General features: G+C 65.6%; 19 protein-coding genes. 8 read left to right on the plus strand and 11 right to left on the minus strand.

The window, feature by feature from the left end:
• Positions 1-18: 18 nt before the first annotated feature.
• Together DFR29_RS19400 and DFR29_RS19405 are read right to left on the minus strand one after the other, a co-directional pair.
• A complete protein-coding gene (locus tag DFR29_RS19400; RefSeq protein WP_243746120.1) occupies positions 19-1107 on the minus strand; it encodes a glycosyltransferase in 1089 nt (362 codons plus the stop codon).
• A 67-nt stretch (positions 1108-1174) separates the two neighbouring features.
• Complete coding sequence (locus DFR29_RS19405; protein WP_133820296.1) at positions 1175-1384, minus strand: zinc-finger domain-containing protein; 210 nt, start codon at positions 1382-1384, stop codon at positions 1175-1177.
• Positions 1385-1580: 196 nt separating this feature from the next.
• On the opposite strand from DFR29_RS19405, the gene DFR29_RS19410 reads away from it, so the two are divergent.
• Entirely contained in the window at positions 1581-2162 is a 582-nt protein-coding gene (locus tag DFR29_RS19410; RefSeq protein WP_133820297.1) for a Yip1 family protein, read from the plus strand.
• 97 nt (positions 2163-2259) lie between these two features.
• Here DFR29_RS19410 and DFR29_RS19415 read toward each other — a convergent pair whose 3' ends face one another.
• Complete coding sequence (locus DFR29_RS19415) at positions 2260-3741, minus strand: tyrosinase family protein (RefSeq protein WP_133820298.1); 1482 nt, start codon at positions 3739-3741, stop codon at positions 2260-2262.
• Between the two features lie 589 nt (positions 3742-4330).
• On the minus strand, positions 4331-4882 hold the full coding sequence (locus DFR29_RS19420) for a hypothetical protein (protein WP_133820299.1): 552 nt from the start codon (positions 4880-4882) through the stop codon (positions 4331-4333).
• Between the two features lie 137 nt (positions 4883-5019).
• Between DFR29_RS19420 and DFR29_RS19425 the strand changes: the two genes are divergently transcribed.
• A complete protein-coding gene (locus DFR29_RS19425) occupies positions 5020-5742 on the plus strand; it encodes an Hpt domain-containing protein (RefSeq protein ID WP_133820300.1) in 723 nt (240 codons plus the stop codon).
• A gap of 404 nt (positions 5743-6146) precedes the next feature.
• Positions 6147-7133, plus strand: a complete 987-nt coding sequence (locus DFR29_RS19430) for an MBL fold metallo-hydrolase (RefSeq protein WP_133820301.1) — start codon at positions 6147-6149, stop codon at positions 7131-7133.
• 70 nt (positions 7134-7203) lie between these two features.
• Here the strand turns inward: DFR29_RS19430 and DFR29_RS19435 are convergent, their stop codons facing one another.
• Entirely contained in the window at positions 7204-9669 is a 2466-nt protein-coding gene (locus DFR29_RS19435; RefSeq protein ID WP_166654214.1) for a CehA/McbA family metallohydrolase, read from the minus strand.
• A gap of 202 nt (positions 9670-9871) precedes the next feature.
• Between DFR29_RS19435 and DFR29_RS19440 the strand changes: the two genes are divergently transcribed.
• From DFR29_RS19440 to DFR29_RS19450, 3 genes are all read left to right on the plus strand, one after another.
• Positions 9872-11410 carry a hypothetical protein gene (locus DFR29_RS19440; protein ID WP_133820302.1) on the plus strand — a complete coding sequence of 513 codons (1539 nt, stop codon included), beginning with the start codon at positions 9872-9874 and terminating at the stop codon, positions 11408-11410.
• Positions 11411-11514: 104 nt separating this feature from the next.
• Positions 11515-12396, plus strand: a complete 882-nt coding sequence (locus tag DFR29_RS19445; RefSeq protein ID WP_133820303.1) for a hypothetical protein — start codon at positions 11515-11517, stop codon at positions 12394-12396.
• A gap of 987 nt (positions 12397-13383) precedes the next feature.
• The gene (locus DFR29_RS19450) at positions 13384-13665 is read left to right on the plus strand and encodes a hypothetical protein (RefSeq protein ID WP_133820304.1); all 282 of its coding nucleotides are present in this window, start codon (positions 13384-13386) and stop codon (positions 13663-13665) included.
• Here DFR29_RS19450 and DFR29_RS19455 read toward each other — a convergent pair.
• Entirely contained in the window at positions 13662-14942 is a 1281-nt protein-coding gene (locus tag DFR29_RS19455) for a peptidase MATCAP family protein (RefSeq protein ID WP_133820305.1), read from the minus strand. The two genes, DFR29_RS19450 and DFR29_RS19455, sit on opposite strands and share 4 nt — an antisense overlap.
• A 155-nt stretch (positions 14943-15097) precedes the next feature.
• Between DFR29_RS19455 and DFR29_RS19460 the strand changes: the two genes are divergently transcribed.
• Together DFR29_RS19460 and mscL are read left to right on the plus strand one after the other, a co-directional pair.
• On the plus strand, positions 15098-15784 hold the full coding sequence (locus DFR29_RS19460) for a fumarylacetoacetate hydrolase family protein (protein WP_133820306.1): 687 nt from the start codon (positions 15098-15100) through the stop codon (positions 15782-15784).
• Positions 15785-15884: 100 nt separating this feature from the next.
• Positions 15885-16289, plus strand: a complete 405-nt coding sequence (gene mscL / locus DFR29_RS19465; protein ID WP_133820307.1) for a large-conductance mechanosensitive channel protein MscL — start codon at positions 15885-15887, stop codon at positions 16287-16289.
• Positions 16290-16339: 50 nt separating this feature from the next.
• On the opposite strand, the gene DFR29_RS19470 is transcribed toward mscL, so the two are convergent.
• The 5 genes from DFR29_RS19470 to DFR29_RS19490 all read right to left on the minus strand — a co-directional run bounded on the left by DFR29_RS19470 (position 16340) and on the right by DFR29_RS19490 (position 26782).
• A complete protein-coding gene (locus DFR29_RS19470; RefSeq protein WP_133820308.1) occupies positions 16340-18571 on the minus strand; it encodes a WD40/YVTN/BNR-like repeat-containing protein in 2232 nt (743 codons plus the stop codon).
• 261 nt (positions 18572-18832) lie between these two features.
• A complete protein-coding gene (locus tag DFR29_RS19475; RefSeq protein ID WP_133820309.1) occupies positions 18833-21046 on the minus strand; it encodes a WD40/YVTN/BNR-like repeat-containing protein in 2214 nt (737 codons plus the stop codon).
• Positions 21047-21263: 217 nt separating this feature from the next.
• Positions 21264-23507, minus strand: coding sequence for a WD40/YVTN/BNR-like repeat-containing protein (locus DFR29_RS19480; protein WP_133820310.1), 2244 nt, complete (start codon positions 23505-23507; stop codon positions 21264-21266).
• 129 nt (positions 23508-23636) lie between these two features.
• Positions 23637-25862 (minus strand): WD40/YVTN/BNR-like repeat-containing protein, encoded by a 2226-nt coding sequence (locus DFR29_RS19485; RefSeq protein ID WP_133820311.1) that lies wholly within the window; start codon positions 25860-25862, stop codon positions 23637-23639.
• A 203-nt stretch (positions 25863-26065) separates the two neighbouring features.
• A complete protein-coding gene (locus DFR29_RS19490; RefSeq protein ID WP_133820312.1) occupies positions 26066-26782 on the minus strand; it encodes a WD40/YVTN/BNR-like repeat-containing protein in 717 nt (238 codons plus the stop codon).
• Positions 26783-26992: the final 210 nt, after the last annotated feature.

Genomic DNA, 26992 nt, shown 5'->3' on the forward strand with positions numbered 1-26992 from the left:
GCTTCGCCGCGCGCCGGCTCAACTCATCGCAATGGTCGAGCGCAGGCTCGCCGCGTCGTCATTGGCCAGGGCGTGATACAGCGCCAGGGTGGCGCGCTGCATGTCCGCCAGCTGGTAGCTCCGCAGCGGCGGAATGGCCGGGGCCAGGCGCAGCAGCTCGGCCGCGCGTTCGACCAGGCGGCCGAAATCGTCGAACGGCACGCGGCCGGCGGGATACAGCTCGGTCAGCAACTCGCCCACGCCGCCGTGGGCATAGCCCAGCACCGGCCGGCACAGGGCCAGCGCCTCGATAACGGTGCGGCCAAAGGCTTCGGGCTTGTTCGACAGCTGCACGATCAGTGCGCTGGCCGCATACACATCGCGCACATCCGAGCGCGCTGCGGCGAAGACCACATCGTCGGCCACGCCGCGCTCGTCGGCCAGGCGCTGCAGTTCGGCGACGTAGTTCATGCGGCTGGGCTCCACCACGCCCAGCAGCAGCAGCCGCGTCGCAATACCGCGCGTCTTCAGCGCGGCAATCAGTTCGATCGCGTCGCGATGGCCCTTGATGCGCGTACCGCGCCCCGGCAGTGTGAGCAGCGGCGCGCCGCGCAGGCGCGGAAACTCGATGAAGAAATTGCGCAGCCATTCCTCGTCGGGGCGATGGCCGTAAGGCCATTCGTCCAGATCGATGCCGCGGGGAATCACCACGATGCGCTCGGGCTCGATCTCGTAATGACTGATCAGGAAATCGCGCACCGTATGCGAGACGGCAATCACGCGTTCGCCCCGGGTCATGATGGCGCTGTAGCGGCCTGGCGTGTTCAGGCCATGCGCCGTTGTCACGAAGTGCATGGACCTGGGCGCGTTCTTCAGCGCGAAATGCGCCAGCCAGGCCGGCAGGCGCGAGCGCGCGTGGACAATGTCAGGTTTCAACTCGTGGAACAGGCTGCGCAGGCCGGCGATATGGCGCAGGCTCAGCAGCGACTTGGCACCGATGGTGCGCTGGATATGCTCGCTGCCCTCCGCCAGCAGTCTGGGCACCAACCGCCCGCCGGCGGAGACGACGACCGAGCGGTGGCCGGCTGCCGCCAGGGCGGCACCGACTTCGAGCGTGGACCGCTCCACCCCGCCTGTTTCCAGTGCGGGTACCAGTTGTACGACCGTGAGCCGTCGTCCCTGCACGGAAATCCGATCAGTCTTTCAGCACGAAGTGCGCGCCGCAGTAGGCACACACCGACTCGCCGCCCTCGTCTTCGATGGGCAAATACACCTTGGGGTGCGAATTCCACAGGCTCATGCCCGGCATGGGGCAGGACAAGGGCAGGTCCGCACGCGTCACTTCGTAACGGTTCTCGGCATTGGCAGGCGTGGTCTGCGCCGCCGCTGGGTTGGTTCTGGCCATGGAAATTCCGGTCAGGCGAGTGAACGGGCGAGTTTACCAGTTCATATCCTGTGATCGGATGCACGCTTTGTGCCGGTACGCGGTCACGCAAGGATTGCGGTATTAATGCCGGGTAAACGGCGCCATACCAGTCTAGAATCGGACGGATTGTGCCGGTGGCCACAGTGCGCGCCACCATCGACCGGGGCTGGAGAAAATGGATATCAACAAGCTGATCGAACGCGTAAAGAACATCCTGCTGACACCGAAGACGGAATGGCCGGTGATCGCCCAGGAGCAAACCGACGTGGCCAAGCTGTATACGGGCTACATCATGATCCTGGCGGCCATACCGGCCGTGTTCCAGTTCCTCGTCTACACGATAGGCGGCAGTCCGATCGCCGGCCTGGTCGTTGCAGTCCTCAGCTATGCACTGGCGCTGGTCATCACCTTCGTCATGGCCCTGATCGTCGATGCGCTGGCACCGACTTTCGGCGCGGAGAAAAGCCAGATCCAGGCGCTGAAGACCGTTGCCTATGCCAATACAGCCGGCTGGGTTGCCGGCGTATTCCTCATCATTCCCATCATCGGCTGGCTGCTCGCCTTCGCGGCGGCCATCTACGGCTATGTACTGATGTACTTCGGCCTGCCGCATACGATGAAATCGCCACCGGAAAAGACCGGCGGCTATTTCGCCGTGATCATCGTGATCGGTATCGTGCTGGGTGCCGTCGTCGGCATGGTCCTGGCTGGCATCGCCGCGACAATGCTGGTCGGCGCGGCCATGGTCAGAGGCTGACCGAACCGCACCGCCACACGAAAAAGGGCCGCGCAATGCGGCCCTTTTTTGTTGCCTGTTGCACAGTGCGCGACCTTGCCGCGCACCGCCTGCCGGCTTATTGCCGCTGCAGTTCGACCGTGCCGATCACCGGCTTGGCCTCACTCTTCGGCTCGCCATCGGGCACGATGACCACGCTGGGCGTGTCGCCCAGGGCCTTCTTGCCGCCCAGGCGCTTAAGCTGCGCGGTCACGTCGAAGCTGTAGAACTTGTCGCCGTCGCCATGCCCTTCGTGATGACCGCCGCCGTCGCCATGGTCCAGCTTCTGCGCGTCGAAGAAGCTGAAGCTGCCGACACGGTTCTCGTCGGTGACCGACGCTTCCTTGCCCGGCTCGCCGACATAGACGTTGTACAGCACCTCCGGCTGGGCCTGCGCTTCCAGGCCGCGCAGCACCAGGTACAGGCGCTGGTTTTCGGTCAGCCTGGCTACGGTTTCCTGCAGGGTCGCCGGCTTCGCGCCTTCTTCCGTGCCCTTGGCCAGATCCAGCGCGATCACCACCGGCGCCGCGGACAATTCCACCCGCTTGGCCGCCTTGGCGGTCAGCGAGGGCTTGGCCTTGGCCGCGACCGCTTCCAAACGCAGCGCCGACTTGGGCTTGGGTTCCAGCTTCTCGTAGCTGTAGCCCAGCTTGGCGATATCGAAGAAGTCCGACGCCTTGCCCGTGACTGCCGTGCCCTTGGCATCGGCAAAGGTGAACACGGAATTGCCCCAGGATTCGTTCGGGTTCTTGCCACCGTTGGCATTCCAGCTCGCCCACAGTCGATCGATATTGCAGTGGTGTACCCAGAACACCGGATCGTTCGCCGCCCAGGGCACCGCGCCCATGTTCTGGCCGGCGCCGGTCAGCACGTGCACATTGCCGTGCAGTACCGAATCGAGCTTGAGGCAGAAGCCCTGCAGCGCACCGCTGGGGGAATAGGTCGCCTCGCGCAGCGCATCGAGGTTCAAGGCGCCGGGCTTGTTCTTGTCGATCGGCTCGCCGCTGTTGGCCAGGGCGTTGCGATCCTTCACGAACAAGGCACCGAAGGTGGGATCGCTGCCATTGAGGAACTGCGGCGGCAGCTTGCCGTGGGTGGCGTCGTCGGCAGAATAATTCCAATAGGGCAAAGTGAAATCATCGCGTTTACTCACCGCACGGATGATTTCCTCGAAGTAGTACACGTACATGCGATGCCAGGGCAGGAACAGGTTTTCATCCTGTCCGCTGTGCGAACGGCAGGTATTCCACATTGCCGTCGCCAAGGCCTTGTGCGGACTGGAACCGCTGCCGAAGATGCGCGTCAGCTCAGCGCCCTTGTCGGTGGAACTCTTGACGAAGTGGGTATACCACTGGAATACCCAGTTGCTCGGATCCGTGGCGCCGAGATTCTTCATCGCGGCGACTGCGCCGGCGTAAATCTTCAGCATTTCCACGCCCTTGGCGCTGCGCACGTCGTAGCGCACGCGCGGCCCGGCCGCACCCAGCCGATTCATCATCCACAGCGAAAACGGAATAGCAGCGACGCCGCGCACGAAGTCGCGGCGGGTAAAAGTGGCCATGGCGATCTCCCCAAGAGAAAGGCTGCACTAAATACGATACAACGCCACAGGTATACTATGAAACATCGATCCCGGCAACAGCAGATTCAGCGGCGCGGGAAGGCATCGACGGCACTGTGGCGCGGTCGGGAAAAAAACGGTCGCCGCAGCGAATCCGGCGCAAGCTCTGCTGGACCTGGCCCTCCCTCTCGGAGGAAAGCCGGCCCGGCGAGACGGCCAGTGCCGCACGCGGCCGAAGCCACGGCGAGCCCCCCAGGCGCTCGCCGCGTTCCGTACTGATCCGCCCCCTGAGACGGCTCCGGCCTGCCGTCGCTACAACCCCTAGTGCGGCGACGTCCGCGGCACGGACAGAAGACCGTGCGGCGACCAGACAAGCCAGGCGCAAATCGGCCGGCCTACCTATCACTGCCCGGTGCACACTCCGCCGGCGCGGCTGCCCGGCCCTGCTTCCCGGCCGATACCTCCGGCGAAATCCGCCGCATCGCCGTAAAACCTCATGCGGCGAGGCGGCGCCACAGCGCCATGCCGGCACCAGGCAAGGACATGCGGCAGCCGCCGCATCATTCAGCAGTAACAGCAGGACAGGACGCTATTGCAGCACCAGCGAAATTTTCCCGATCTCCACTTGCGTATCTGCTGCGGCCTCTTCGCCGGCGACAACACGCAACGACACCGGCCCGTGCCCCAGCAGTTTGCGCAGCGAACCGGTCACCTCGAAGCTGCGCTGCGCCGTCGCGCCTTCCGCATGCGATACGCCATACACCGCGAAATCGCCTGCCGCCGCCGCGGCCGGCACTTCATTGCCGCGCGAGCCGGCGCCGAACAGTTCTACCCGCAGCATCGCGCCCGGGTCTTTCACCACGCGCAGCCGGTCGATCAGCAGATAGACCTTGCGGCCCGCCCCTTCCTTGTCCAGCCGCGCCGCCAGCGCGGTCGATTCGGCGCTGCTCAGGATCTGTTTCTCTGCCGCGCGCCGCTTCACCAGCAGCGGCGCCGACACGGTCTTGAGTACCTCGTGCGCCTGCGTTTCCATCGTCGCCTCCACCCCGGCGGACTGAACCGTTGTCGCCGACCAGGCCGGCAGGGCTGTCACCAGCCCCGCCAGCACTACATACCCCCAGCCCTTCATACACCTACGCATGGTTACTCTCCCAGGACAGACCGCATCCCTCGATACCGCAGCGCGGCGCCAAGTTCCCCGCCGCTTGCATGGACAGCAGCCGGCCAGCTGAGTAAAACGACACTCACTGCCGACGTACCGCCGGGGAGCGGTCGCCCATGATCTATGTGTTGGTCACTTTGATAGCACTCAGCCTCGTCGCGCTGGGCTTGTGGCTGGGCCGCCGCCAGAACCGGCCCAACCAGGCCCGTGGCGGCCGCGGCGGCAGCGTCGACGAAGTCGACGACGAACTGCGCGGCGTGTTCATCAACGAAGTGAAATCCGAGATCGGCAATCTGCGCCGCAACCTGATGCTATGGAAAGCCGCGCCGACCAACCTCGGCCGCCTGATGCCCCTGCGCCGCAGCTTCCACACCTTGAAGGGCAGCAGCCGCATGGTTGGCGTGCCGGCCCTGGGCGATTTCAACGCCCGCTTCGAGCGTCTGCTCGACCGCGTCATCGACAAGTCCCTCAATCCCGACCCGCCGGTCGTCGCCGTGGTCGAACAGGCCGTCGGCGCCCTGCCCGAGCTGCTGGCCCAGTACGAAGGCATCCGTTCGCCACGCGTCGATATCGCCGCGATCATGAAAACCGCCGACCGGCTGATCAAATCCGAGCGCGCCGTGGTAAGACCGCTGCGGCCGAGCACGGCAAGTGGCAGCGACTACGCCGGCACGGCGGCTGCGCTGGTCCTGGGCAGCGCTGCCGCGGCGCAACTCGCTGCCGAGCAGTCTGAGCTGCAAAGCGGCGTGGCGAGCGGTGAAGGCGGCTATGAGTCGTCTTCGTACGGCGGCGACGCAGCCGCGGCACCTGACTCTGGTGGGACAAGCGGCGTCGATTAGGTTCGTCGTGGAAAAGCGTTCCCCCGCGCGCATCGAACTGCCGGCGTCAATCCCGACATGTACACGCCCGGGCCGGGCGTGGTGCGTGCTAAGACATTCTGCATAAATACACCTCGAAGCAACGACCGCAGCGTACGGCCATGCGCGCGGCGGCATCTGACGCCGGAATCCCGCCGTCGCCGGCCCAACTGATCGGGCCGGCGACGTAGACGACCCGGCCAAGACTGCGAGCGGAGCGAAAACCGTCATCCGCCAGGCGGCGAATTACCTGTTCGGGCACCTTGAACCCGACCTGCGAAGCACCATCGCTGTGGCCGGGCCGCCAGCCGGCGCAACTGCCGCTGGCGGCCGCCGCAAAACCCTGCACACTGCATCGCCGCATTCCACAACCTGCGAGAACGTCCATGCGCCATGACAGCACCTCTCCCGCTCGCCGCAACCCGTTTTCCCTGCTCAAGCAATCGCTGCTCGCACTGGCCCTGGCTGGCCTGGCGGGTGCCGCGCTGGCCGCCACGCCGGCAGTGAAGACGCAGCCGGGCTATTACCGCTTTTCGCTCGGCAAGTTCGAAATCACCGCGTTGTCCGACGGCACCTTGTCGCTGGAACCGCTCAAGCTGCTGAGCGGCCGCACGCCGGAACTGATCACGCAAGACCTGGACGCCGCGCATATCAAGCAGCCGGTCGATACCTCGATGAACGCCTACCTGATCAATACCGGCAGCAAGCTGGTCCTGATCGACACCGGCGGCGCCGCCACCATGGGTCCGAACGGCAACCAGTTGCTGCAAAGCCTGAAGAATGCGGGCTATGCGCCGGCCCAGATCGACGAGATCTATCTCACCCATCTGCACGGCGACCATGTCGGTGGCCTGGTCAGCAACGGCGAGCGCAATTTTCCCAATGCCATCGTTCGCGCCGACAAGGCCGACGCGGCGTTCTGGCTGGACGAGGCCACCGCCAACGCCGCGCCGGAAGGCAGCAAGCCGTTCTTCAAGCTGGCGATGGACGCGATCAACCCATACGCCAAAGCCGGCAAGTTCAAGCCGTTCGAGACGAATGCCGAACTCGTGCCGGGCATCCGCAGCGTTGCCCAGCACGGCCACACGCCGGGGCATAACAGTTACCTCGTCGAGAGCGAGCAGCAGAAGCTGGAAGTGATCGGCGACATGATCCATGTCGGTGCCGTGCAGTTTCCGCATCCGGAAGTAGTGATCGGCTTCGACAGCGACAGCAAGCAGGCCGCCGCCGACCGGCGCAAGGCTTTCGACGCCGCAGCAAAAGACGGCCACCTGATCGCCGCGGCACACCTGTCGTTTCCGGGCCTGGGCTATATCAATGCGGAAGGCACGGGCTATCGCTGGGTGCCGGTGAACTACGCGCTGGCGAAGTAACCGGCAAGACTGCACTACGCCGCCTGGGCATTGCGCCCAGGCGGCGTTGTCGAACACCGGTTTCGCCGTATCAGCGGGTCAGCAGGCTCACATCGTCGACCACAAACGACGTCGCCACCTGCGAACCCTCCACGCCCTTGAAATACACGCGTACGGTCTGGCCCTTGTAGGCCAGCAGGTCGAAACTCTTCTGCGTATAGCCGCCCGGCGCGTTGAGATTGGAATACGTCCCCAAGGTCGCAATGACCGCATTGCTGCTGTTGCGCAGCTCCACGGTCAAGGTATCCCAGGCCTGGGTAGTGCTGGTTTCGTCGGTGATCACGTCGAGCCAGAAGCTCAGCGTCGCCTGCGTCGCCGCCGCCGGAATCGCCACGGACTGGTAGACCGTATCGGTCGCCGCACTGCCGTAGCCGTTCATCCAGGCTTTCCAGCTGCCGCCGTGCGCGGCTACGCTGGCGGAACTGGTGATCACGCCGCTGGTGGCAGTCCACGAGCCCGAGCCGGCTTCGAAGCTGCCGTTGACGATGCGTTCTACCAGGGTGCCGCCGCTGGTATTGCTGACACTGAAGTTCACCGCGCTGGAGTTGGTGCTGTTGCCCGCCGCATCGTAGGCGCGGGTCACCAGGCTGTGGCTGCCGTTGCTCAGCGTGGTCGAGTCCAGGCTCAGCGAATACGGCGAACTGCTGTCGCTGCCCTTGAGCGTACCGTCGACACGGAATTCGACGCGGTCGACGCCGACGTTGTCGCTGGCCGTGGCATTCAGCGCGATGGTGCCGCTGCTGCCGCTGACGCTGGCACCGACCGTCGGCGGCGTGGTATCGCCGCCGCCGCTGCCCTGGGTCACCCAGATCGGTGCGGACCAGAGAATCTTGCCGTCGTCCTGGGTCACTTTGGCATAGTAGAAATGTGCACCGGCGCTGGGCGTGACGGTGATGCTGCCGGTGGCAGCCAGCTGCGTGACCGTGCCGTTGCGGCCGGGCACGCCTTCATAGATGCGCACCTGCGAAGCCGTGCGGCCGGCGCTGTTGGCGAAATTCGCCACCAGGTTCAGGCTGCCGCTGTTGCTGAATCGCTCGCCCATCACCCGGCCGTTGGCGGTGAAGATCAGCTGCGAGTTCTTGTCCATGCTGGCGTAGACGCGGCGGGCCTTGAGCGCGGCGACGAAGTTGGCTTCGTTCAAGGCCTGTCCACTGGGCAGCAGTACGCCGGTGCGGTTGGTGTACGACGCGCCCCAGTTGGCGCAGTGGTTATCCTGGTTGCTGGTCGGCGCGATATGAAAGCCGCGCTCCAGCAGCTTGTTGAAGGCACCCTCGTAGGTACTGCGGCTGGTCTCGGTTTCGCTGGTATTGGACGAGAAGGCCGACGTGTTGAGAATTTCCGCCGCCACCATCACCTCGTCGCCGTCGGCGCTGTAGCCCATGACGGTGCTGCCAACGGGGAACTGATCCGAAGTGTCCGGATGATTGAACTGGCCTACCCAGCCGCGTTCGCGCATGGTCGTATACAAAGCGCTGTAGTTGCTCTTTGGCGTCAGCAGGTCGCCGAGCAGCTGGTTGGAACTGTTGTATTCCCAGGCCGCGAGCAGGTTGGCGTTGACGATATTGAGATGGCCGCCGCCGGAGATCACGCCCCATTCCATGCCATACAGCGCGAGGAAGCCTGGATTGGCGCTGTTGAAGCTGCTCGCCGCGCTGCGTCCGGCGGCGTAGCGGTTTTTCGCCGTGGCCGGCGTGGCCGAGGCATTGGTGCCGGACGAGCCGTCGAAATAGTGGTTGTGCTCGGAGGTCATGAGGAAATCCAGACCCTTGCCGCGCGCATACGGAAACGCTGCCGCCGGGCCGTATTGCCCGCTTTGCGCTGCCTGCGACGAGGTGCAGGAAGCGATCGCGCCACCGCCGTCGGAATCATTGGTCTGGCTATGCAGATTGCCGAAATACACCGTATAGGGAAGGCCGCCCGTAGCCGGCGCACTCTTGGCCAGCGCTTCGCCGGCACTGCCGACCGGCAAGGCCTTGAACACCGGCATGACCGGACGCGCCGGCGTGCCGACTTCGACATCCCAGCTCTGCTCGATGCGCAGATCGGCGCCCGCCAGTACCTGCTCGACGCGCTGCTCCAGCGCGCCGGCAGGCGTACGCGTCAGCAACGGTTCGCCCGTAGTGGCTAGCAACTTGATGCGGTAGTGCCCGTTGTCCAGGGCCTTGCGTTGCGCATCGCGGCCGTCCCAGGGCACGCGCACGACGACAGGCTTGCCGTAGAACGGCACTTCGCCGTACCAGTGCTGCAGGCGAGCGCCGTCGGCATCGGTCAATTCCAGGCGCCAGGCTACCGTTGCCGGATCGGTCGCATCCGGATAGGCAAAATTCAGCACGAATTCGCGCGCCTCGCCTTTTTCGCCGCGATAGGGCGCTTCCAGCGTGGCTTCGAATTCGTGATGATCCGGACTGGCGGCGTATACCGTGCCGCTAATTTGCGCGGACGCAAAAATACCCATCACGGCACGCCAGGCGGCCGCGGTCTTGTTGAAACTCCCCATTTCCCCACCCCTCCCAAATACGCCCTATGGCGCAAAAACGAGACGTATAACGGTGCAGTATGGCAGCACGATTGCATTGCGACGACGTTGGCGGCTTTGACTGGCGCGCTGCAGCACGAGTGGGACGCAGTCCGCAGCTTTGTCCTGTAGCCACGCGGTTTTACGCTTGAGCCGGCAATTGCACAGGGCACGGGAGCAGGCAATGCGACGGCGGATTCGAGGGAGCATTCTGGCCCTGTGCCTGGCCATGGCGGGCACGGGCCAGGCACAGATCTTGCCGAGTTTTCCCGGCGCCGAAGGCTTCGGCGCCGAGGCCAGCGGCGGCCGCGGCGGGCGTGTGCTGTACGTGACCACGCTGGATGCCGATGCCGCCGGCACCAACGGCAGCGGCAACAGCGGATCGCTCAACTGGGCGCTGCGCCAGAACGGTGCGCGCACGGTGCTGTTCAAGGTGAGCGGTGTGATCGACGGCATTGCCACGGTGCGCGCCGGCGACGTGACGATTGCCGGGCAAAGTTCGCCCGGCGGCGTGATCGTGCGCGGCCTTGTCTGCGGCACCCACTACGGCGGCGTGGCCTGCGACAACCTGGTCGTGCGCCACCTACGCTCACGCCCGGCCTGTCAGCTCAGCTCCGCCGGCAACTGCCCAGGCAGCGACGATGCCTTGCGCCTGGACGGCATGCGCACAGCCATGATCGACCATGTTTCGCTGGCCAATGCCAGCGACGAGGCGATCCAACTGAGCTGGGCTTCGCGCATCACAATACAGAATTCCATTATTGCGGAAACCGTGGGCGACCACGCGACTTACGGCGGCGTGCTGCTGAACTATTCCAGCAACGCCTATCCGTTGGACGGCATCACGCTGGCGCGCAACCTGTGGTACCGGATCAAGGGACGGCTGCCGGAAATCACTTGCGAATCCAGTTCGCAGGACGATATGCCGCCGCGCCTGATCGATGCCTGCCAGAACCTGCCGCTGCGGCTGGAGGTCAGCAACAACTACTACTTCGATCCGGGCTATTTCATCGACTACGGGCCCTGGGTCGACGCCGATGCGGTCAACGGGCCGTTTCGCGTGCAATTGAACCTGGTCGGCAACCGCTTCCGGGTACGCCATGATTTCTCTTTCGGCCTGGCCGCCTACAGCCTGCTCGGCGGCGATGCCGGCGATCCGCCGCGGCAGAATTCGCTTTTCGTCAGCGACAACCGCATCGATCGCTTCGCCGGGCTGGCCGACTACCAGCTGTTCTATTGCTGCAATGATTTTCCACCCGGCCCCAGCGGCAATACCGCCTTGGGCACATCGCAGCGCCGCAGTACACGGCACGACTTTCCGCTGCTGGACTACCGCCCCGGCAACGGCCTGCGCCAGAGTCTCGCCCTCGCCGCCGGCGCGCTGCCGCACGATGCGATGGACCGGCGCTACCAGGCCTCCGTGCTGTCCGCCAGCATTCCCGAGCTGCCGCAGGAACAGCCAGTGGCTGCGGACGCGCTCACCCTGGATTTTCCGTCGGGCCTGCCACCGCCCGCGCCGACCGACAGCGACGGCGACGGCCTGCCCGATGCGTTCGAGGCTCAACACACCGCACTGGGCCTGAATGCCGCCTTGGCGGACAACAACGGCATGCAGCTGTCCTCGCCGCTGCTCGGCGTCGCCGGGTATACGAATATTGAAGTGTATTTAGAATTTTTGGCACGCAGTCGCAGCGACCTGCTGTTTACCGACAGCTTCGACTGAACGCAGCACAGGCAGGAACGCCTGCCGCTGCGCAAGCATCTGCCGCCGGCGCAGCGGGCCGGCGGGCTGCCTATACTTCGCGTAAAACCAGCGGAGCAAGCTCGATGCCAAATCAGCCCAGTAGCGCCGACGAGCAACCCGGTGCCACGGTCAGGCGGACGACACTATTGGCCGGACTCGCCGCTGCCGCGTTGGCCCTGCTTTCCGCCGGCCCGGCCGCTGCCGCGCGCATCGCCATGGACGGCTGGTCGCTGCAGCTGCCGGCAGGCTGCAAAGCGCAGTGGCAACGCATTCCCGCGACACCGCTGTACGACGCGCAGGCACGCAAGGACCTGGCGGCCGATCCGCTGCTGTCGCTCAAGCCCGACTTCAGCAATATGCCCGAGCATCTCAGTATCGACCTTTCCACCTGCTATCCAGGCGAAGGCGCGTTCGGCACCGCCTTGCGCGTGCTGCCGGTGGAGCCGTACCTGCATATCTACGACAAGAGCGACGACGACAACGAACCCGCGCAGCAGGAAGAACTGGCCAGGCTGCAACAGTGGATCGCCGGCGATCCGCAGGCCATGCCGGACTGGCCCTTCCTGCCCTTCGTCGACATGCACGCCCAGCACAGTACCCAGCGCAAGACCCTGCACTTCGGCCCGGGCGGCCGCGGCATCCGCCTCCTGGCGCAGTTCATGCCCGACGACGGCTTCGCCTGGGCAGACAAGTTCACTTATATCTTTCAAGGCCTCAGCGACGATGGCACCTGCTTCGTGCTGCTGACCGTGCCGGTCGGCATCGACGGCCTCGCCACGGACGATGCAAAAGAGCACCTGGGTTTCGGCGACAACGACGTTTTTGAGAATCGCGACAGCTACCGTCGCTACGAAAAAGCCGTGGCCGACCTGTTCGACAGCGGCGCAGCCCGCGTTCGGCCGATACCGGCCGAACTCGACGAACTGATCCTCGGCCTGCGCCGCCACGCCAAAGCGCGACGCTGAGGCAGCGGACATTCCTGTCCGGCCCGAATCCGTCGCATTCGCTTGAGGTAGTCGACGCAGGCAGCCAGGGCCCGGACGTGTCGTCGTACACGTGTCTTGCAAAGTGACACGGCGACCGTCCTGGCCGCCGTGTCTGGGCCCATGCGCAGCTCTCGGACTGCGCCTGCTCCCCCTGGTGATCCTCGTGGCCAGCCATAACCCAGGCCAGTCCCACGCGCCGGTGAAGACTAGCGGCAAGCTATCGCCAGCGCGCACGCGTCACATTTCTTTGCAGTCGACAGGGTAGGGAATCGCGGAATCCAAGCGTGCGCCTGGAGTAAGGGTGCAGGTTTGTCCTGTGGACATAAGTCGAAAGGACATGAAAGTCCGTCGATTCCTGTCCCGGCGACAGCCAGGAAGCTGTTGAAATGGAGGGAAAATTTTCAAAACGAGAGCAGCTCGCCGGGGAACACCGCGAACGTGAAGCCCCGTTGCGGCCTGGCGCCGATCCAGCCCCTTTCGTCGCCCCGGCAAAGCGTCATCGGCAGGAAAAGCGCTGACGCAGGGTGCGATGCGCGCAGCGAATTGCGCCGCCTGCCCCCGATCGACGCCCTGCTGCCGGCAACACATGCGGTGCAATTCGCGTTGCTCATCCCCCGCTACCGAGGACGCCCTTGCCATTGCCGCTGTGTCTGCGCGCAAGGAGATTGACTATTGCCTTGCGAAGGCACCCGGAAAAATCCAGCAAGGTCGCTCACTTAACCGCCTACCCCTCTTCCGGCCGCGCCCCCAAGCAAAAAGTTTGAGGGAAAGTGGCAAAAGAAGAGAGCCGCCTTGCCGCACTGTCGACCATACATCTTGCCGTAGCCGTAGCCGTAGCCGTAGCCGTAGCTCGTGATTGTGCTTTAGCCATTGCTGTTGCTCTGGCTGTTGCTGTTGCTTTGGCCGTTTGCTTCTGCGCGCAGGAAGCGCGCCTCTTCCGGGGCCCCATATGCCGCGGCATCTGGGATGCCCTTTCTCTTTGCCTTCTTTCTCTTCGGGCCAAGCAAAGAGAAAGAAGGTCGCGCGCCGCAGGCGGGCGAAACCGCCTTTGCTTATGTGACTTCGAGCCCAACAGCGACCTACGCCGCTGGCGGGCGAAACCGCTGTTGCCGCTCGCTGCGAATCGAACAAAGCCGCAAACCGCCGGCAAGCAAAACCGCCCTCGCCCGTCTTCAGCACACAAAGATAGAAAAGGCCACCGCAGACGGAAAAAACCGCCCCATTCCCCAGGAATGGACCAAAACCTAAACCCCCAATACCAAATCATCCACCCCCACATTCCCAATTCGAATGTGATTGGCAAACAACGAAAACGCCAGCATCCCCGCCAGGCCATTCGCCCGCTGCGCCCACGGCGGCAGATACAGCGGCTGCGCGATATACCCCGATTCGAAATACGGCTCCAGCGCAATCACGTCGTGCAAGGTCATCTTGCCGGCGAACAAGGCGCGGGAAAGATTCAGGCGACGATGCTTCAGCGCCCAGCGGAAGAAGGTATGCACGGTGAGCAGGCCGTGCAGGTAGACGTTGTCCTTGGTGAAAGCCGCGCCGCCGCTGACGGGCACGCCGCGGAATACGCGCTGGGTCGAGGAGAAACTGTCGGACTCGGTCTGGCCGGTATCGAGGAAATACTGGAATACCTCGATGAAATTGGCACCGCACAAAGCCATGTCGATGGCGACGATGCGCAGCGAAATGCGCTTCATGCGTTCGATGTCGATGGAGCCGGAGATCAGCTCGGCAAACACCGCCAGACCTTCCTGGGTCGCGGTTACGCGCGGCGAGGAACGCCCCAGGGATTTCAGGTTCGGCTGCTCGCGACCGTTGAGACCAGTGAGCGAATGCACAAAGGCTTCGTGCTCGACCAGCTGGTGGCGGTCGTATTCCGAGAAACACGTCGCCGAGCGCAGGCGGATGCGGGTAGGTCCGGCCGCGGCCTTGGCGATCAGGTCGGGGTCGATCTCGACCTGTATCTTGTGGAAGCGGAAGAACGCATCGAGCTGGGTTTGCAGTTCGGCCTGCAGGGTTTCGGCCGGAATGCAGTAGTCGGCCTCGCTGGCGAGGATTTCCTGGTCCAGCTCGCCGGCCAGGCCGATGAAATGGCGCGCGGCGTCGAGGTTGGTCTGTTCCGAGCCCGGCAGCGTATCGCCGGGGCGGCCGAACAGGCGTACCGAATGCTCGGTCACGCCAGCGGTGCCTACCGCGTGCAGCAGGTCGGTCGCGATGCGCCAGGACTCGGCGCTGCGGCGCAGGTAGTCGCCGACCGGATGGCCGGCATCGGCCTGCTGGTAGATGCTGACAAGCTCTTCGCGCGCCTGGGAAAGATCGGGTGCCTGATAGCGCACGTCGGGCAGGCTGCGCTGGCCCCGGCGCCAGTTGTCGATGAAACGCTGCTGGGCCGAGGCGGGCCAGCTCACGGTCTGCAGCAGGCGGATACCGCGAATGGCCTGGACCAGGCGCGCGTCCAGCTCAGTACAGCGGGCAAGGATGCGGGTTTCTGTCGCGTCGTGGGCGGTCGCACTCATGCGCCGCATGATAGCGCGGGCCTGCAGCGGCGCTCACCCGCCCCTACGGCCATACGCAATCGGCAACACGCCCGGGCGCCGGCGCCACGGTGCATCGCCGCCGCGAAACGCGATTGCTATGCTCGGCCTCTCTTTTTTCGTGCGCCGAGGTTGCCGTGAGCTATGTCATTCCTGCCCCAAGCGTCGCCAGCGTGCCGGTACTCGATAGCGCACTGCGCTTTCCGGTGCATCGCATCTACTGCGTAGGCCGCAACTACGCCGACCACGCCAAGGAGATGGGCGCCGAAGTCAATCGCAGCCAGCCAACGTTCTTCATGAAACCGGCCGATGCCGTCGTCACCGACGGCGCCGACGTGCCCTACCCGTCGGCAACGGCCGACCTGCACCACGAAGTGGAAATGGTGGTGGCACTGCACAGCGGCGGCCGCGACATCGCTGTCGCGCAGGCGCTGTCGCATGTGTTCGGCTATGCAGTCGGACTGGACCTGACCCGGCGCGACCTGCAGGCCGCGGCCAAGGCCAAGGGCATGCCCTGGGATATCGCCAAGGGCTTCGACGCCTCGGCACCGATCTCAGCCATTCGCCCGCTGGGCGAGCAGCATCATCCGGAACATGCCGACCTGGCCCTGCTGGTCAACGGCGAGCCGCGCCAGCGCACCGATATCGCCCAGATGGTGTTCAGCGTGGCCGAGATCATCCACGAGCTGTCCAAACTGTATGAGCTGGCTGCCGGCGATCTGATTTTCACCGGCACACCGGCCGGCGTGGCCGCACTGCAGCGCGGCGATACCTTCGAGGCCACGCTGGGCGGCATCGCCACCTTCAAGGGCCGTATTGTTTGAACAAGTGCAATCGTGCCGGAGACGCCGGATTCATTCGTGATACAAACCCCTCGCCGCGGCAAGGGGGCCACGGAATACGCTAATCAACAGGAGACGGACGATGAGCTTCTTCAGCGAGTTCAAAGCTTTTGCAATGCGCGGCAATGTCATCGACCTCGCCGTCGGCGTGGTGATTGGTGCAGCCTTCGGCAAGATCGTCACCTCTCTGGTGGATCAGGTGATCATGCCGCCGATAGGTCTCCTGATCGGCGGTGTAGATTTCTCATCGTATAAATGGGTGCTGCAGGCTGCCGGTGCCGATGGCAAGGGCGAAGTGGCGATCCAGTTCGGCGCCTTCTTCAATACGATGATCCAGTTCGCCATCGTCGCGTTCGCGATTTTCCTCGTGATCAAGCTGATGAACCGGCTGATCAAGAAAGAAGAAGCCGCGCCGGCACCGCCGCCGCCGGAAGTGGAGCTGCTGACCGAGATCCGCGACCTGCTCAAGAGCAATCCGCCGCGCTGAACCAGCGCCTGCCGCCCGTCCTGCCGGGACGTGCGGCAGGCAGGCCCCGCTCAGATTTCGCGGTCGCTGAAAATACGATCCACCGGCACCAGGCCTTCCCAGACGCCGCGGTCGGTAGCCAGCACTACGCGCTGGCGGTCGTTCGGATCCTGGCGCAGCTCGTGGATCTGCGACACCGGCAGGCCATTCCCGCCGAGTGAGGTCCAGCTGGCACCGCCGTCCAGGCTGCGCCAGACACAGCCCGGATTTCCGTCCACGCCATGGCCGGAGGCAAACACGACATTCGGGGCCAGTGCATCGACCTGCAGGTCGCGTACATCGCAGTTGTCCAGCACCGGGCCGCTGGCAAACCAGTTGGCGCCGCCGTCCAGCGTCTTGTAGATGCGCGAGGCGCCGCCGTCGATCACGCTGGATGCCCACAGCACGCCGCCCTGCACAGGATGGGAAACCAGCGCGAAGACGTTCTGATGCGTGCTGGCCGAACCGGGAACCAGCGGCAGGCCGTTGCTGCGATCGCTCCAGGTGGTACCGCGGTTGTCGCTGCGGAACACGCCGTTGCGGATAGCGGGAATGCGCGGCGAGCCATCATCGTTTTCCCAGACACCGAAGGTAGCGACATAGATCGCCGAGCTGGCCGCGTCGAACTCCAGGTCGATAGGCCATACCGAGTCGTAGCCGGTGTCGGTCGTGATTCCACTGGGCAGGGCGCTGCCGACCGGCGTCCAGTTGGCCCCGGCCTGCGTGCTGCGCACCACGCTCCAGCCCGCACCGGCGCCGCTGGAGCCCAGCGCATAGGCAATCTGCAGCGGCCCCTGGGTACAGGCGCCCTGGGCCGGTGGACTGGCGCAGGAACGCGGATCGAGCTTGATCTTGCGCATCGTGCTCATGCGCACGCCGCCGCCGCTGCCGGTGTTCGGCGGCAGGCCCTGGTCGAGCGCGACCCAGTTGCTGCCGCCGTCCACGCTCTTGAAGATGCCGCCGACCAGCGGCCCGCTGCCGTTGCGTATGCCCTGCCCGGTACCGTACAGGTGAACCCCGCCTGGATTCGCCAGCGTGGTCTTGTCGACTTCGATATAGCGCAGGGCGTTGGTCAGGCCGGTCATGCCGGCGGTCCAGCTTGCGCCCCGGTCGTTGCTGCGCAGGAATTTCGCATCGGCTGCCAGGCCGTTGTAACGGCCCGCCAGCAGGGTCTGCGGACGACCGGGCAGCAAGGCCAGGCCGCGCACGGGCATGTTGTGCAATCCTGCGTTGCTCGGCGCCCAGGCCGGCGAGGCCGAGGACAACGCGTTTATCCCAATGACGCGGTCATTGGCCAATACGCGCCAGCCCTCCGTTGCGTCGGCAACCGCGGCAATGCTGGGATACATCTCGCTGTTCGGGCGCAGCCCGCTGGTGCAGGCGACAGCATCGGCAAATTCGTTGTCGCTCATCAGGCATTCTGTGTTGCTGATGGCAAACAGCCGGCCGGTCTGCGCAATACGCACCAGGCGCGTGCCGAACACGACCGAGCGGCGCGGCAGCCAGCTGCGGCCATTGTCTTCGCTGGTGCTGATCGAGTCGTTGTAGATGGCGATCAGGCGGCCGTCGCCGAGAAAGGTCAGGTCTTGCACGTAGGCGGACTGGTTGCCGGGCGTCTGCACCTCCCAGGTGGCGCCGGCGTCGCCGCTGCGCACGACCCAGGCGCCGCCGAACTGCTGCGGATATTCCGTGGTGCCGTACAGCACCTGCGGGTTGGCCGGATCGAAGGCCAGTTCACGCAGGTCGCGCGACCACAGCAGGCCCAGGTTGAAAAATTCGAAGCTCGCGCCGTTGTCGGTGCTTTTCAGCAGGTACCCGCCGGGAAGCGCCAGCAACAGGCTGTTCTGGCTGCCGGGCACATCTTGCAGGACCACACCCGAAACCGGGTTGTTGTCGGCGGGCAGGGTGAAACCAGTGGCCGTCCAGGTCGCTGCGGCATCGTCGCTGCGGAACAGCTGGCCGGTGAGATCGATCAGGTACAGACGGCCAGGCACGTCCGCATCGGCGATGAACTGCTTCGGATTCGCCTCGTTGCCCGACAATCCGCGCCCCTGGCCACTCCAGCTGCGCCCCGCGTCGTCGGAGCGGAACACACCGCCGTCACCGATGGCATAGACGCGGCGGCTGACGTTGGGATCGGCCAGGATATTCCTTACCGCACCACTGGCCGGGCCGCGCCCTGTCCATTGCGCGGCAGCGCCCGGTGCGATGCATGCCAGCAGCAAAGCCACGGCAAGCGGCTGAAGACGAAGAACGCTTTTCATCGATGTACCCCTGATTCGAATTCTGCAAACTGGAAATCCGTTGTCTTCCGGCACTGCCGCAGAAACCGATGGGGCGCCTGCGACAGCCTGCGCCAACAAAGCGGCGCCGCGGTAGCGCAGAGAACCCGGTTTTCCCCTGATGGTCCGGCGAGTGCACAGGCCGGCGGCGCAGCAGTCCCTGCGCCCATGCCAACCCTTCACGCAAAACGGCGGCGAACATGCTCCGGCGCCTGGCACTGCGACCAGGCCGATGCGCGGCGCCTACTCGACGTCGTCGAAAATCCGGTCGCCCGGCGCTTCCACCGACCAGATGCCGTGGTCGCTGGCGACAACCAGTCGGCGTGAATTTTGCGGATCCTTGCGCACCTCGTACACCGCGGCAACCGGCAATTGCGCATGCAAGGGTGTCCAGCTTGTGCCGCCGTCTTCGCTGCGCAGTACACAGCCATTGCTCTGATTCAGGGCGAAGCCGGCCGCGTAGAGCACCTGCGGCGCAGCGGGGTCGACCTGCAGATCGCGTACGTCGCAGTTGTCCAGCGCGGCGCCAGCCGCTGTCCAATGGGCGCCGCTGTCGTCGCTGCGGTAGATACGTGTGGCCTGTCCAATCTCGGCCGTCGTCGCCCAGAGCACGCCCGCCTTGCGCGGATGCACCGCCAGCGCGAATACGTCGCGTGTTGTCGTGGCCGAACCGCCGACCAGGGGCAGGCCGGTATTGCTGGCTGCCCAGGTGCTGCCGCCATCGCTGCTGCGGAACACCCCGCTGGCACTGCTGGGAATGCGTGGCGTGCCGTCGTCGTTGTAGTAGACGCCAAACAACGAAACATAGATGGCGTCGCCGGAGCGATCCATTTCGATATCGATGGGAAGTACGTACTCGCTCCAGTCGCTGCCCACGATCGCATCAGGCAGAGACGCGCCGACGCCGCTCCAGTTGGCACCGCCTTCGTGGCTTCGGATCAGGCGATAAGCGGCGTCGGAGCCGCCCTCGGCCAGCGCGAACACGGTATCGAGCGGACCGGCCGCGCAGGGGCCTTGCGGCGGCGGCGCGGCGCAGGAACGCGGATCCAGCTTGACCTTGCGTACCGTGCCGATCATGACGCGTGGCGGGTCGCCGCTTGACGGCAGGCCGCTGTCGAGCGCTTGCCAGCTGGCGCCGCCGTCGCTGCTCTTGAATACGCCGCTGTTGTTGAAAACGGGCTGCGCGCTGAATCCGACGCCGGACGCGTAGATCCGCGTCGAGTCCGGGCCGCCGGCCAGCGACGTGGGATCGAATTCGATGCTGCGTATGGCCCGTGCGTAGCGGCCCAGGTCGTATTGCCAGAACTCGCCGCCGTCCCTGGTCATGCGCAGCGGTTCGTTGTCGCTGTGGGGTAGCCAGTGACCGGTGAGAATCCAGTTCGAATCGGTCGGCGCAATGGCCAGTCCGCGCGTCGGCACACCGAACAGCTCGATGCCATTGGGCGACCAGCTATTGGCGTACGGGTTGTAGCTGAGCACACCGTAGCGGCGTGCGTTGATCAGTACCCGCGGGGCGCCATTGAGCGACCTTGCGTATTCGATCGTGCTGAAACCGGCCGAACCCCATTCCCACTGCGGCAGGCCATCGGCGCAGGAAGTGGGGGCCGTGGCGAAGAAGTTGCTCGAGCGAAAACAGTTGCGACCGTCGGTCAGCAGAAGTTGTACCGTGCCGGCCTCGACACGGACGACCCTGCCGCCACTCAGCTGGAACAGCAACTGCCAGTTCTGGCCCGCATCGGTGCTGCGGTAGACCGCGCCGTCGAGGGAAACGACGGTGGAGCCGTCCGACACGTATTCGATCTCGGTGACATTGCCGGGCGGCAATCCGGCCAGCGGCGTCCAGCGGGTACCGCCATCGGTACTGCGATACAGGCTGGCGTCACCGGGTGTGAATGGCCCCAGGAATGCACCGGCCAGGACCACCTGCGGCTGCTGCGGGTTGATCGCCATCACGCCCATCGGCTGGCCGGCAGGCAGGTCCGCGACCGGCGCGAAGGTGGCGCCGACGTCCGTACTGCGCAGCACACCGGAATAGTGCGAAATCAGCAGGCCGTCGGTGGTGACCGTCATGGCCACCGGTGTGTCGAAAGCCGGATGCACATAGCCGGTCGGCGCCCACGACTCGCCGCCATCCTCGCTGCGCAGCAGGCGGCCGCCGCTGTCGAGCAGGAAAAACTGCAAGGGCAAAACCGGCGACGCCGCCAGCAGACGAATGCCAGTGCCGCCTGTAGCGAACAGACCGACGGCGGTGCTGCGCCAGCGCTGGCCCTCGCCGATGGAAAGGAACAGGCCGTTCTCGGTAGCAGCGAGGATGCGGCTGCTGTTGCCGCTGGCAGCCACCAGGGCGCTGACGCGGGCGCCGCGGGGGCCTAGCGGCTGCCAGTCCTGCGCGGCGGCACAGGTACTGGCAACGGCAAGGAAAACACCTGCCAGGCGGCAGTAGGTCAAGCGCTTCATGAGGAGTCCGGGAGCTGGGACGCGGAACATAGTGGCCCGTTGCCATGCGCAGTTGCGCTGCACGCGGCGCCACTGCATCAATCGCAGAACGGCAACTCCACAGGATCATTCACCCGTACCTGCTACCGCAAGCCTGGAATTGCGCCAGACCCTGCCTGGCCCGCATCCACACGCCACCACCGGCACTGACGCCGGCCGCGGCCTGCCGCCAGACCCATCAGCCTTCGTCAAGACCTGTGTTGAAGATGCGATCGCCCGGTGCGTCCGCCGTCCAGATGCCACGCTCGCTGCTGACGACCAGGCGGCGCGGGTTGCCCGGCTGCTGGCGCACATCGTTCACCGCGGCCACCGGCAGCTGCGCGTGCAAGGCAGTCCAGCTGTCGCCGCTGTCTTCGCTGCGCAGCAGACAGCCGCGCTGCTGCTGCAAGGCCGTACCTGCGGCATACAGCACCTGCGGCGCCGCCGCATCGACCTGCAGGTCATGCACGGCGCAACCCGGCGGCAGCGCGCCGGCCTGGGTCCAGCTCAGGCCACCGTCGCTGCTGCGGTAGATGCTGGAGGACAGGCCGGGTTCGCCCAGCGCGGCCCAGAGCACACCGCTGCGGCGCGGATGCACAGCCAGCGCAGGCACATCGCGTGTGGTAGTGCTGGAGCCAGTGAACAGAGGCAGGCCACTGTTGCGCGCCGTCCAGGTGCTGCCACCGTCGGTGCTGGCGAAAACGCCGCTGACGATGCCGGGCGCCTGCGGGGTGTCGCCGAATTGCAGGTAGTTGCCGACCAGGGCGAGGTAGAGGGTCTGCCCCGCGGCGTCGAACTCCAGATCGACCGGATGCACCGACTGGATGAACTCGTCGGCCTCGATGCGTGCCGGCAGGCCAGCGCCGACGGCGCTCCACTGTGCGCCGCCCTGGGTACTGCGGATGACGCGGAAATCGCCGTCCTGGCCCGAGCCCTTGCTCAGCGCGAACACGGTATCGAGCGGGCCTTGCGTACACGCGCCGCGGGCCGGTGGCAGGGCGCAGGAACGCGGGTCCAGCTTGAGCTGATCGACCACGTCCAGCAGCACGCCCGAAATGCCTCCCTGGCTGAAGGACGGCAGGTTGTCGTTGAGCGCCGTCCAGTTCGCGCCGCCGTCGGTGCTTTTGTAGATGCCGCTGTTGGTCTGGCCTGCCGGCAGACGCCGGCTGACGCCAGCGGCATACAGCACGGCCGTGGCCGCATCGGCGCTGCGGGTGGGATCGAAGGCGACCGTCCGGATAAGCCGCGCCTTGTCGCCCAGGTCGCGCTGCCAGCTGGCACCGCCGTCGCGGCTGCTCAGCAACGGCAGGCCGAAGCTGTCCGTGCGCGACTGGCCGCTCAGGTACCACTGCGGATCGGTCGGCGCAATGGCCAGGCCGTGGCTGGTCTCGGCCTGCAGGAGGCGGTTGCGCGGACTCCAGACATAGCTCGTGTCGTCCAGGGCAATCACGCCGTAGCGGCGCGCCGTGGCCAATACGTGGTGCTTGCCGGCGGCATCGGTCGCGCCGATCAGCGATTCGAAATCGGTATTGCCGCCGCCCCACTGCGGCAGCCCGGCCGTGCATGCCTGCGCGGCGGTGACGAAGAAATCCGCCGAGCGATAGCAGTCGCGCCCGTCGGTCAGCAGCAGTTCGTTGCTGCCGGGCGAAACACGCGCGACATGGGCGTCGGCCAGCAGGAAGTTCGCTATGGAAGTCCAGCTGACGCCCGCATCGGTACTGCGATAGACCTCGCCGCCGAGCGAAGTGACGATATCGCTGGCCGTCAGGAACTCGACATTGGCAATATCCACCGGCAGTTCCGAGTGGAGTACCGGCACCCAGTTGACACCGCCGTCGACGCTGCGGAAAAGACTGGGATAGCCGTCGAACACCGGGCCCAGAAAGACCCCCGCGAACACTTCCAGCGGCGCGGACGGATTGACGGCCAGCACCCCCATCGGCTGCTCCTGCGAAAAATCCACGCCCTGGGTCGGCACGAAGGTGGCGCCAAGGTCGGTGCTGAGGAATACACCGCCGCTGCTGGGCGAGATCAGCAGGCCGGCGGCACTGATGCCCATACCGACGATGCTGTCGAACTGCGGATGCACGTAGCCGGTAGCGGTCCAGCTCTCGCCGCTGTCTTCGCTGCGCATCAGGCGGTTGTCGCCGTCGAACAGGAATAGCCGCGCCGGGGCCAGGGGCGAGGCCGCCAGCGCCGACTGGCTCTGGTAGGGCACCGTATTCAGCCCGATACCGATGCCACGCCACTGCTGGCCGGCGTCGTCGGAAACGAACAGGCCGTTGTTGGCCAGGGCGAACACCTGGCCAGTGCCGGCATAGCCGCGTACCAGGGCGCGCACCTGGCCACCATCAGGCCCCTGCGGCTGCCACTGCTGCGCCTGCGCCACGGTGCCGCAGGCCATTGCCAGTGCCACGGATATACATAGCTTCTTAATACACATTGCTCATTCCTTTGATCGAGTGGGCGAACGCTGCCGTCGCCGGGGCAAGAACCAGGCGCAGCCCGCCGTCCAGCCGGTTGCCGGCCGGCGGCTGCGCAAAGCGGGGATGATGCGGACTGCGGCTTCGGCTCAATCCACGCCGAAGTTGTCGTTGAAGATCCGGTCGGGAGCGACCTTGTTCAGCCATACACCGTGTTCGGTGGTGACCAGGATGGTGCGCTGGTCCTGCGGGTCCAGGCGCAAATCCGAGACCCGGGCCACCGGCAGGCCCGCATGCAGCGCGGTCCAGGTTTCGCCGCCGTCTTCGCTGAGAAAGACACAGCCGTGATTGCCGGTGAGGGCGAAGCCCGCGGCGTAGATCAGCTGCGGTGCCGCCGGATCGATGCGCAGGTCGCGCACATCGCACTGGGCCAGCTCCTCGCCGCCGGGCAACCAGTGGTCGCCGCCGTCCACGGTCTTGTAGATGCGCGAGCCCGCGCCAGGGACGAGGGCCGATGCCCATGCGCGCCCGCCGCGGCGGGGATGCGTGACCAGTGCACGCACCGGCTGGTAGGTATCGGCTGCCCCGTCGACCTGCGGCAGACCCGTGCTGCTCTGGCGCCAGCTGGCTCCGCCATCGCTGCTGCGGAACACGCCGCTGGCAATGGTCGGCGTCAGCGGCGAGCCATCCGGGCTGCTGTAATACGCCGCCGTGGACAGATACAGCGTGGCATCGCCGCTGTCGAAATCCAGGTCGGTCGGCAAGACCACCTGCTGGCTGTCCGGCTCGTTCAGCGGCAGCGGCAGTCCGCTGCTCGAGGCCTGCCAGTGGGCGCCCGCATCGTTGCTCTTGATCACGCGGTAGTGCGACAGCGAGCCTTGGGCATCGCTCAGGGCAAACACGGTCTGCAGCGGTCCCGACTGGCAGGCGCCGCTGGCCGGCGGCGCGGCGCAGGAACGCGGGTCCAGCGCCAGGCGATGCGTGATGCCGCCGATACCACCCGCGGGCAAGCCGCCCTGCAGGATCTGCCAGCTGGCACCGCCATCGATGCTTTTGACGATGGCACCGTTCACGCCGAAGCTATAGTTGTCGCCACCGGCCGCGTAGATGTGGGTGGTCGCCGCCGTCGCGGCCTGGGTCGGATCGATCTGCAGTTCGCGCACGAGTTTTATCGTGTCGCCCAGCGCGGTCTGCCACTCGCCGCCGCCATCCATGCTGCGGGCCAGCGGATCGCGGCCGGGCACCGAATAGACTCTACCGGCGAAAAGCTGCTGCGAGTCCTGCGGCAACAGCGCGAGCCCGCGTACCGATTCGGCACGCAGCCCAGCGCTGCCAGTCTCCCAGCGCTCGCCGTCGCCATTCCAGGCCAGCGCGCCCAGGTTGTTGTTCGGCAGCAGCACGCGATAGGCATGCGCCGCATGCAGCGGCGCTGCCAGGCTGCGCGGGGCGATCACGCTCGCGGCGCTGCCGCCCAGGCCGTTGCTGCAGTCGTCCAGCGTGAGGAAATAGTCGGCACTGCGGTAGCAGCGGCGCGAGTCCACCAGCATGGCCTGCTGGGGAATCGTCGGCAGCACGGCCATGACCATGCCTTGCACATCCGTGTCGCCGCGCGACTCCCAGTTCTGCCCGCTGTCGCTGCTCACATACAGCTTGCCGCTGGACAGCGCCGCCACCCAGCCGTTGCCGAAAAACTGCACCTGGGTGGTATAGCTGAACGTGAATGCCGGGCCTGCTTCGCTCCAGCTAAGGCCGCCGTCGCGGGTCTGGTACATGGCCGGCAGCGGATCGTCGGTAGCGAAAGGTATGGCGCCACCACCGGCAATGAGGTGCAGCGGGTCCAGTGGATCCTGCGCCAGGCTCGCCAACGCACGCCAGTCCGGCAGGCCGTTGCCGAGCATGGCGAAGCTGCGCCCGCCGTCCGTACTTTTGTATACAAACCGCTGGTCCAGGGTCAGGTACAGCTCTTCGCCCGCGCCCGCACCGTCTACCAGTGCCAGCGGCAGCTGTGGCATCGGGGTGCAATAGCCGGTCGGCTTCCAGTTTTCGCCGAAATCGTCGCTGCGCATCAGGCGGCCATCGGTTTCGAACAGGTACAACCGGCCCGGCCGTTCGCGGTCGGCCACCAGCAGGTGCGCGTAGAACAGGCTGTTGCTGTCGAGGCCCTTGCCGGCCTCGCGCCAGGTGTAGCCGCTGTCTTCGGAACGGAACAGGCCGGCGTGGCCCAGGGCGTAGACCCAGGACTCGACATTCGGATCGACCAGCATGGTGCTGACCGGACCGCCTTCGGGTCCCAGCGGTGTCCAGGTGGCGGCGAATGCCGGAACGGTGCAAGCCAGCACTACAGCAGCAGCCAATCGGGCGAACATCCTGTCCATTTTTATCATCCTTTGCATTGAGTGCGTCTGCACTGCATCTATCGTGACGCCATGCTGGCCTATCGCACAGGCCGTGGCGCTAACCAGCGGTTAGCTGCGCTGACTTTCTACATACTTCTTCGTACGTCAAAAAACGTACATTTTTTTCTGCGCACCAAGGGCGCGGGCACGAGCGAACGCACCGGCGGCCCAGCGGCGATTGGTTACAGACCGCTGTCCTCGAAGATCCGGTCCGGCGGCGACAGCGTGGTCCAGACGCCATGGCTGCCGGCGATATGCAGACGCCGCTGGTCGGCCGGCGCGATGCGCAGATCCCATACCGCGCCGACCGGCAATTGCGCATGCAGCGCGGTCCAGCTGTCGCCGTCGATACTGCGCAAAAGTGGATCATGATTATTTTTTCCCACCCAGCGACCGGTATACAGCACCTGCGGATCGGGCGGATGCAGCGCCAGGCCGCGCAGGTGTTCCGCCGGCATGCCGGTGTTTTCCGCATACCCGTTGACCGCGTTCTGGTGCACGCGCCGCACGCCGTCCCTGCCGTGGGGCTGCATCACGCTGTAGCCGCCGAGTGAGTGCCGGGCAATCGCCAGCGTGGCAGGCGGCCTGCCCGCTGCGACCAGGCCGCCGCCGCAGTTCTGCACCGTGGAGAAAAAGTCGGTGCTGCGCCAGCAGCTTGTCGCGTTGGCGGCAATCTGCTGCGGCGGATCGGCCGGCACTGCGGCGAGGCTCATGTGCCGAAAAACGCCGCCGCCGCGCTGGGTCCAGGTCTGGCCACTGTCGGCACTGACGTACAGGCGCTCGTCGACGATCGCCACCACTTTGCAGCCGCCGAAGAAGCGGATATCGGTGACGCAGCAGGCGCCGTCGCCGATGGCAATACTGCTCCAGGTAACGCCTCCGTCGAGCGAACGGTACAAACATAGCCGCCCAGTGCGTAGACCGTATTGGACGGGCCCGGATCAGCCATCAGCACGAAGATCTCACCCCCCTCGGGCCCCAGTGCCGTCCACTCCTGCGCGGTTGCCGTCGCGCTGGTGGCAGCGGCCAGGGCCAGCGCCGCAAGCCAGCCTTTCATCCTTGAATTCATCCGAAGTTTCCTCTCGTCCCATCGAGGGGCAAGCACCGCT

The organism is Tahibacter aquaticus (assembly GCF_004363655.1).
GTDB lineage: Bacteria > Pseudomonadota > Gammaproteobacteria > Xanthomonadales > Rhodanobacteraceae > Tahibacter > Tahibacter aquaticus.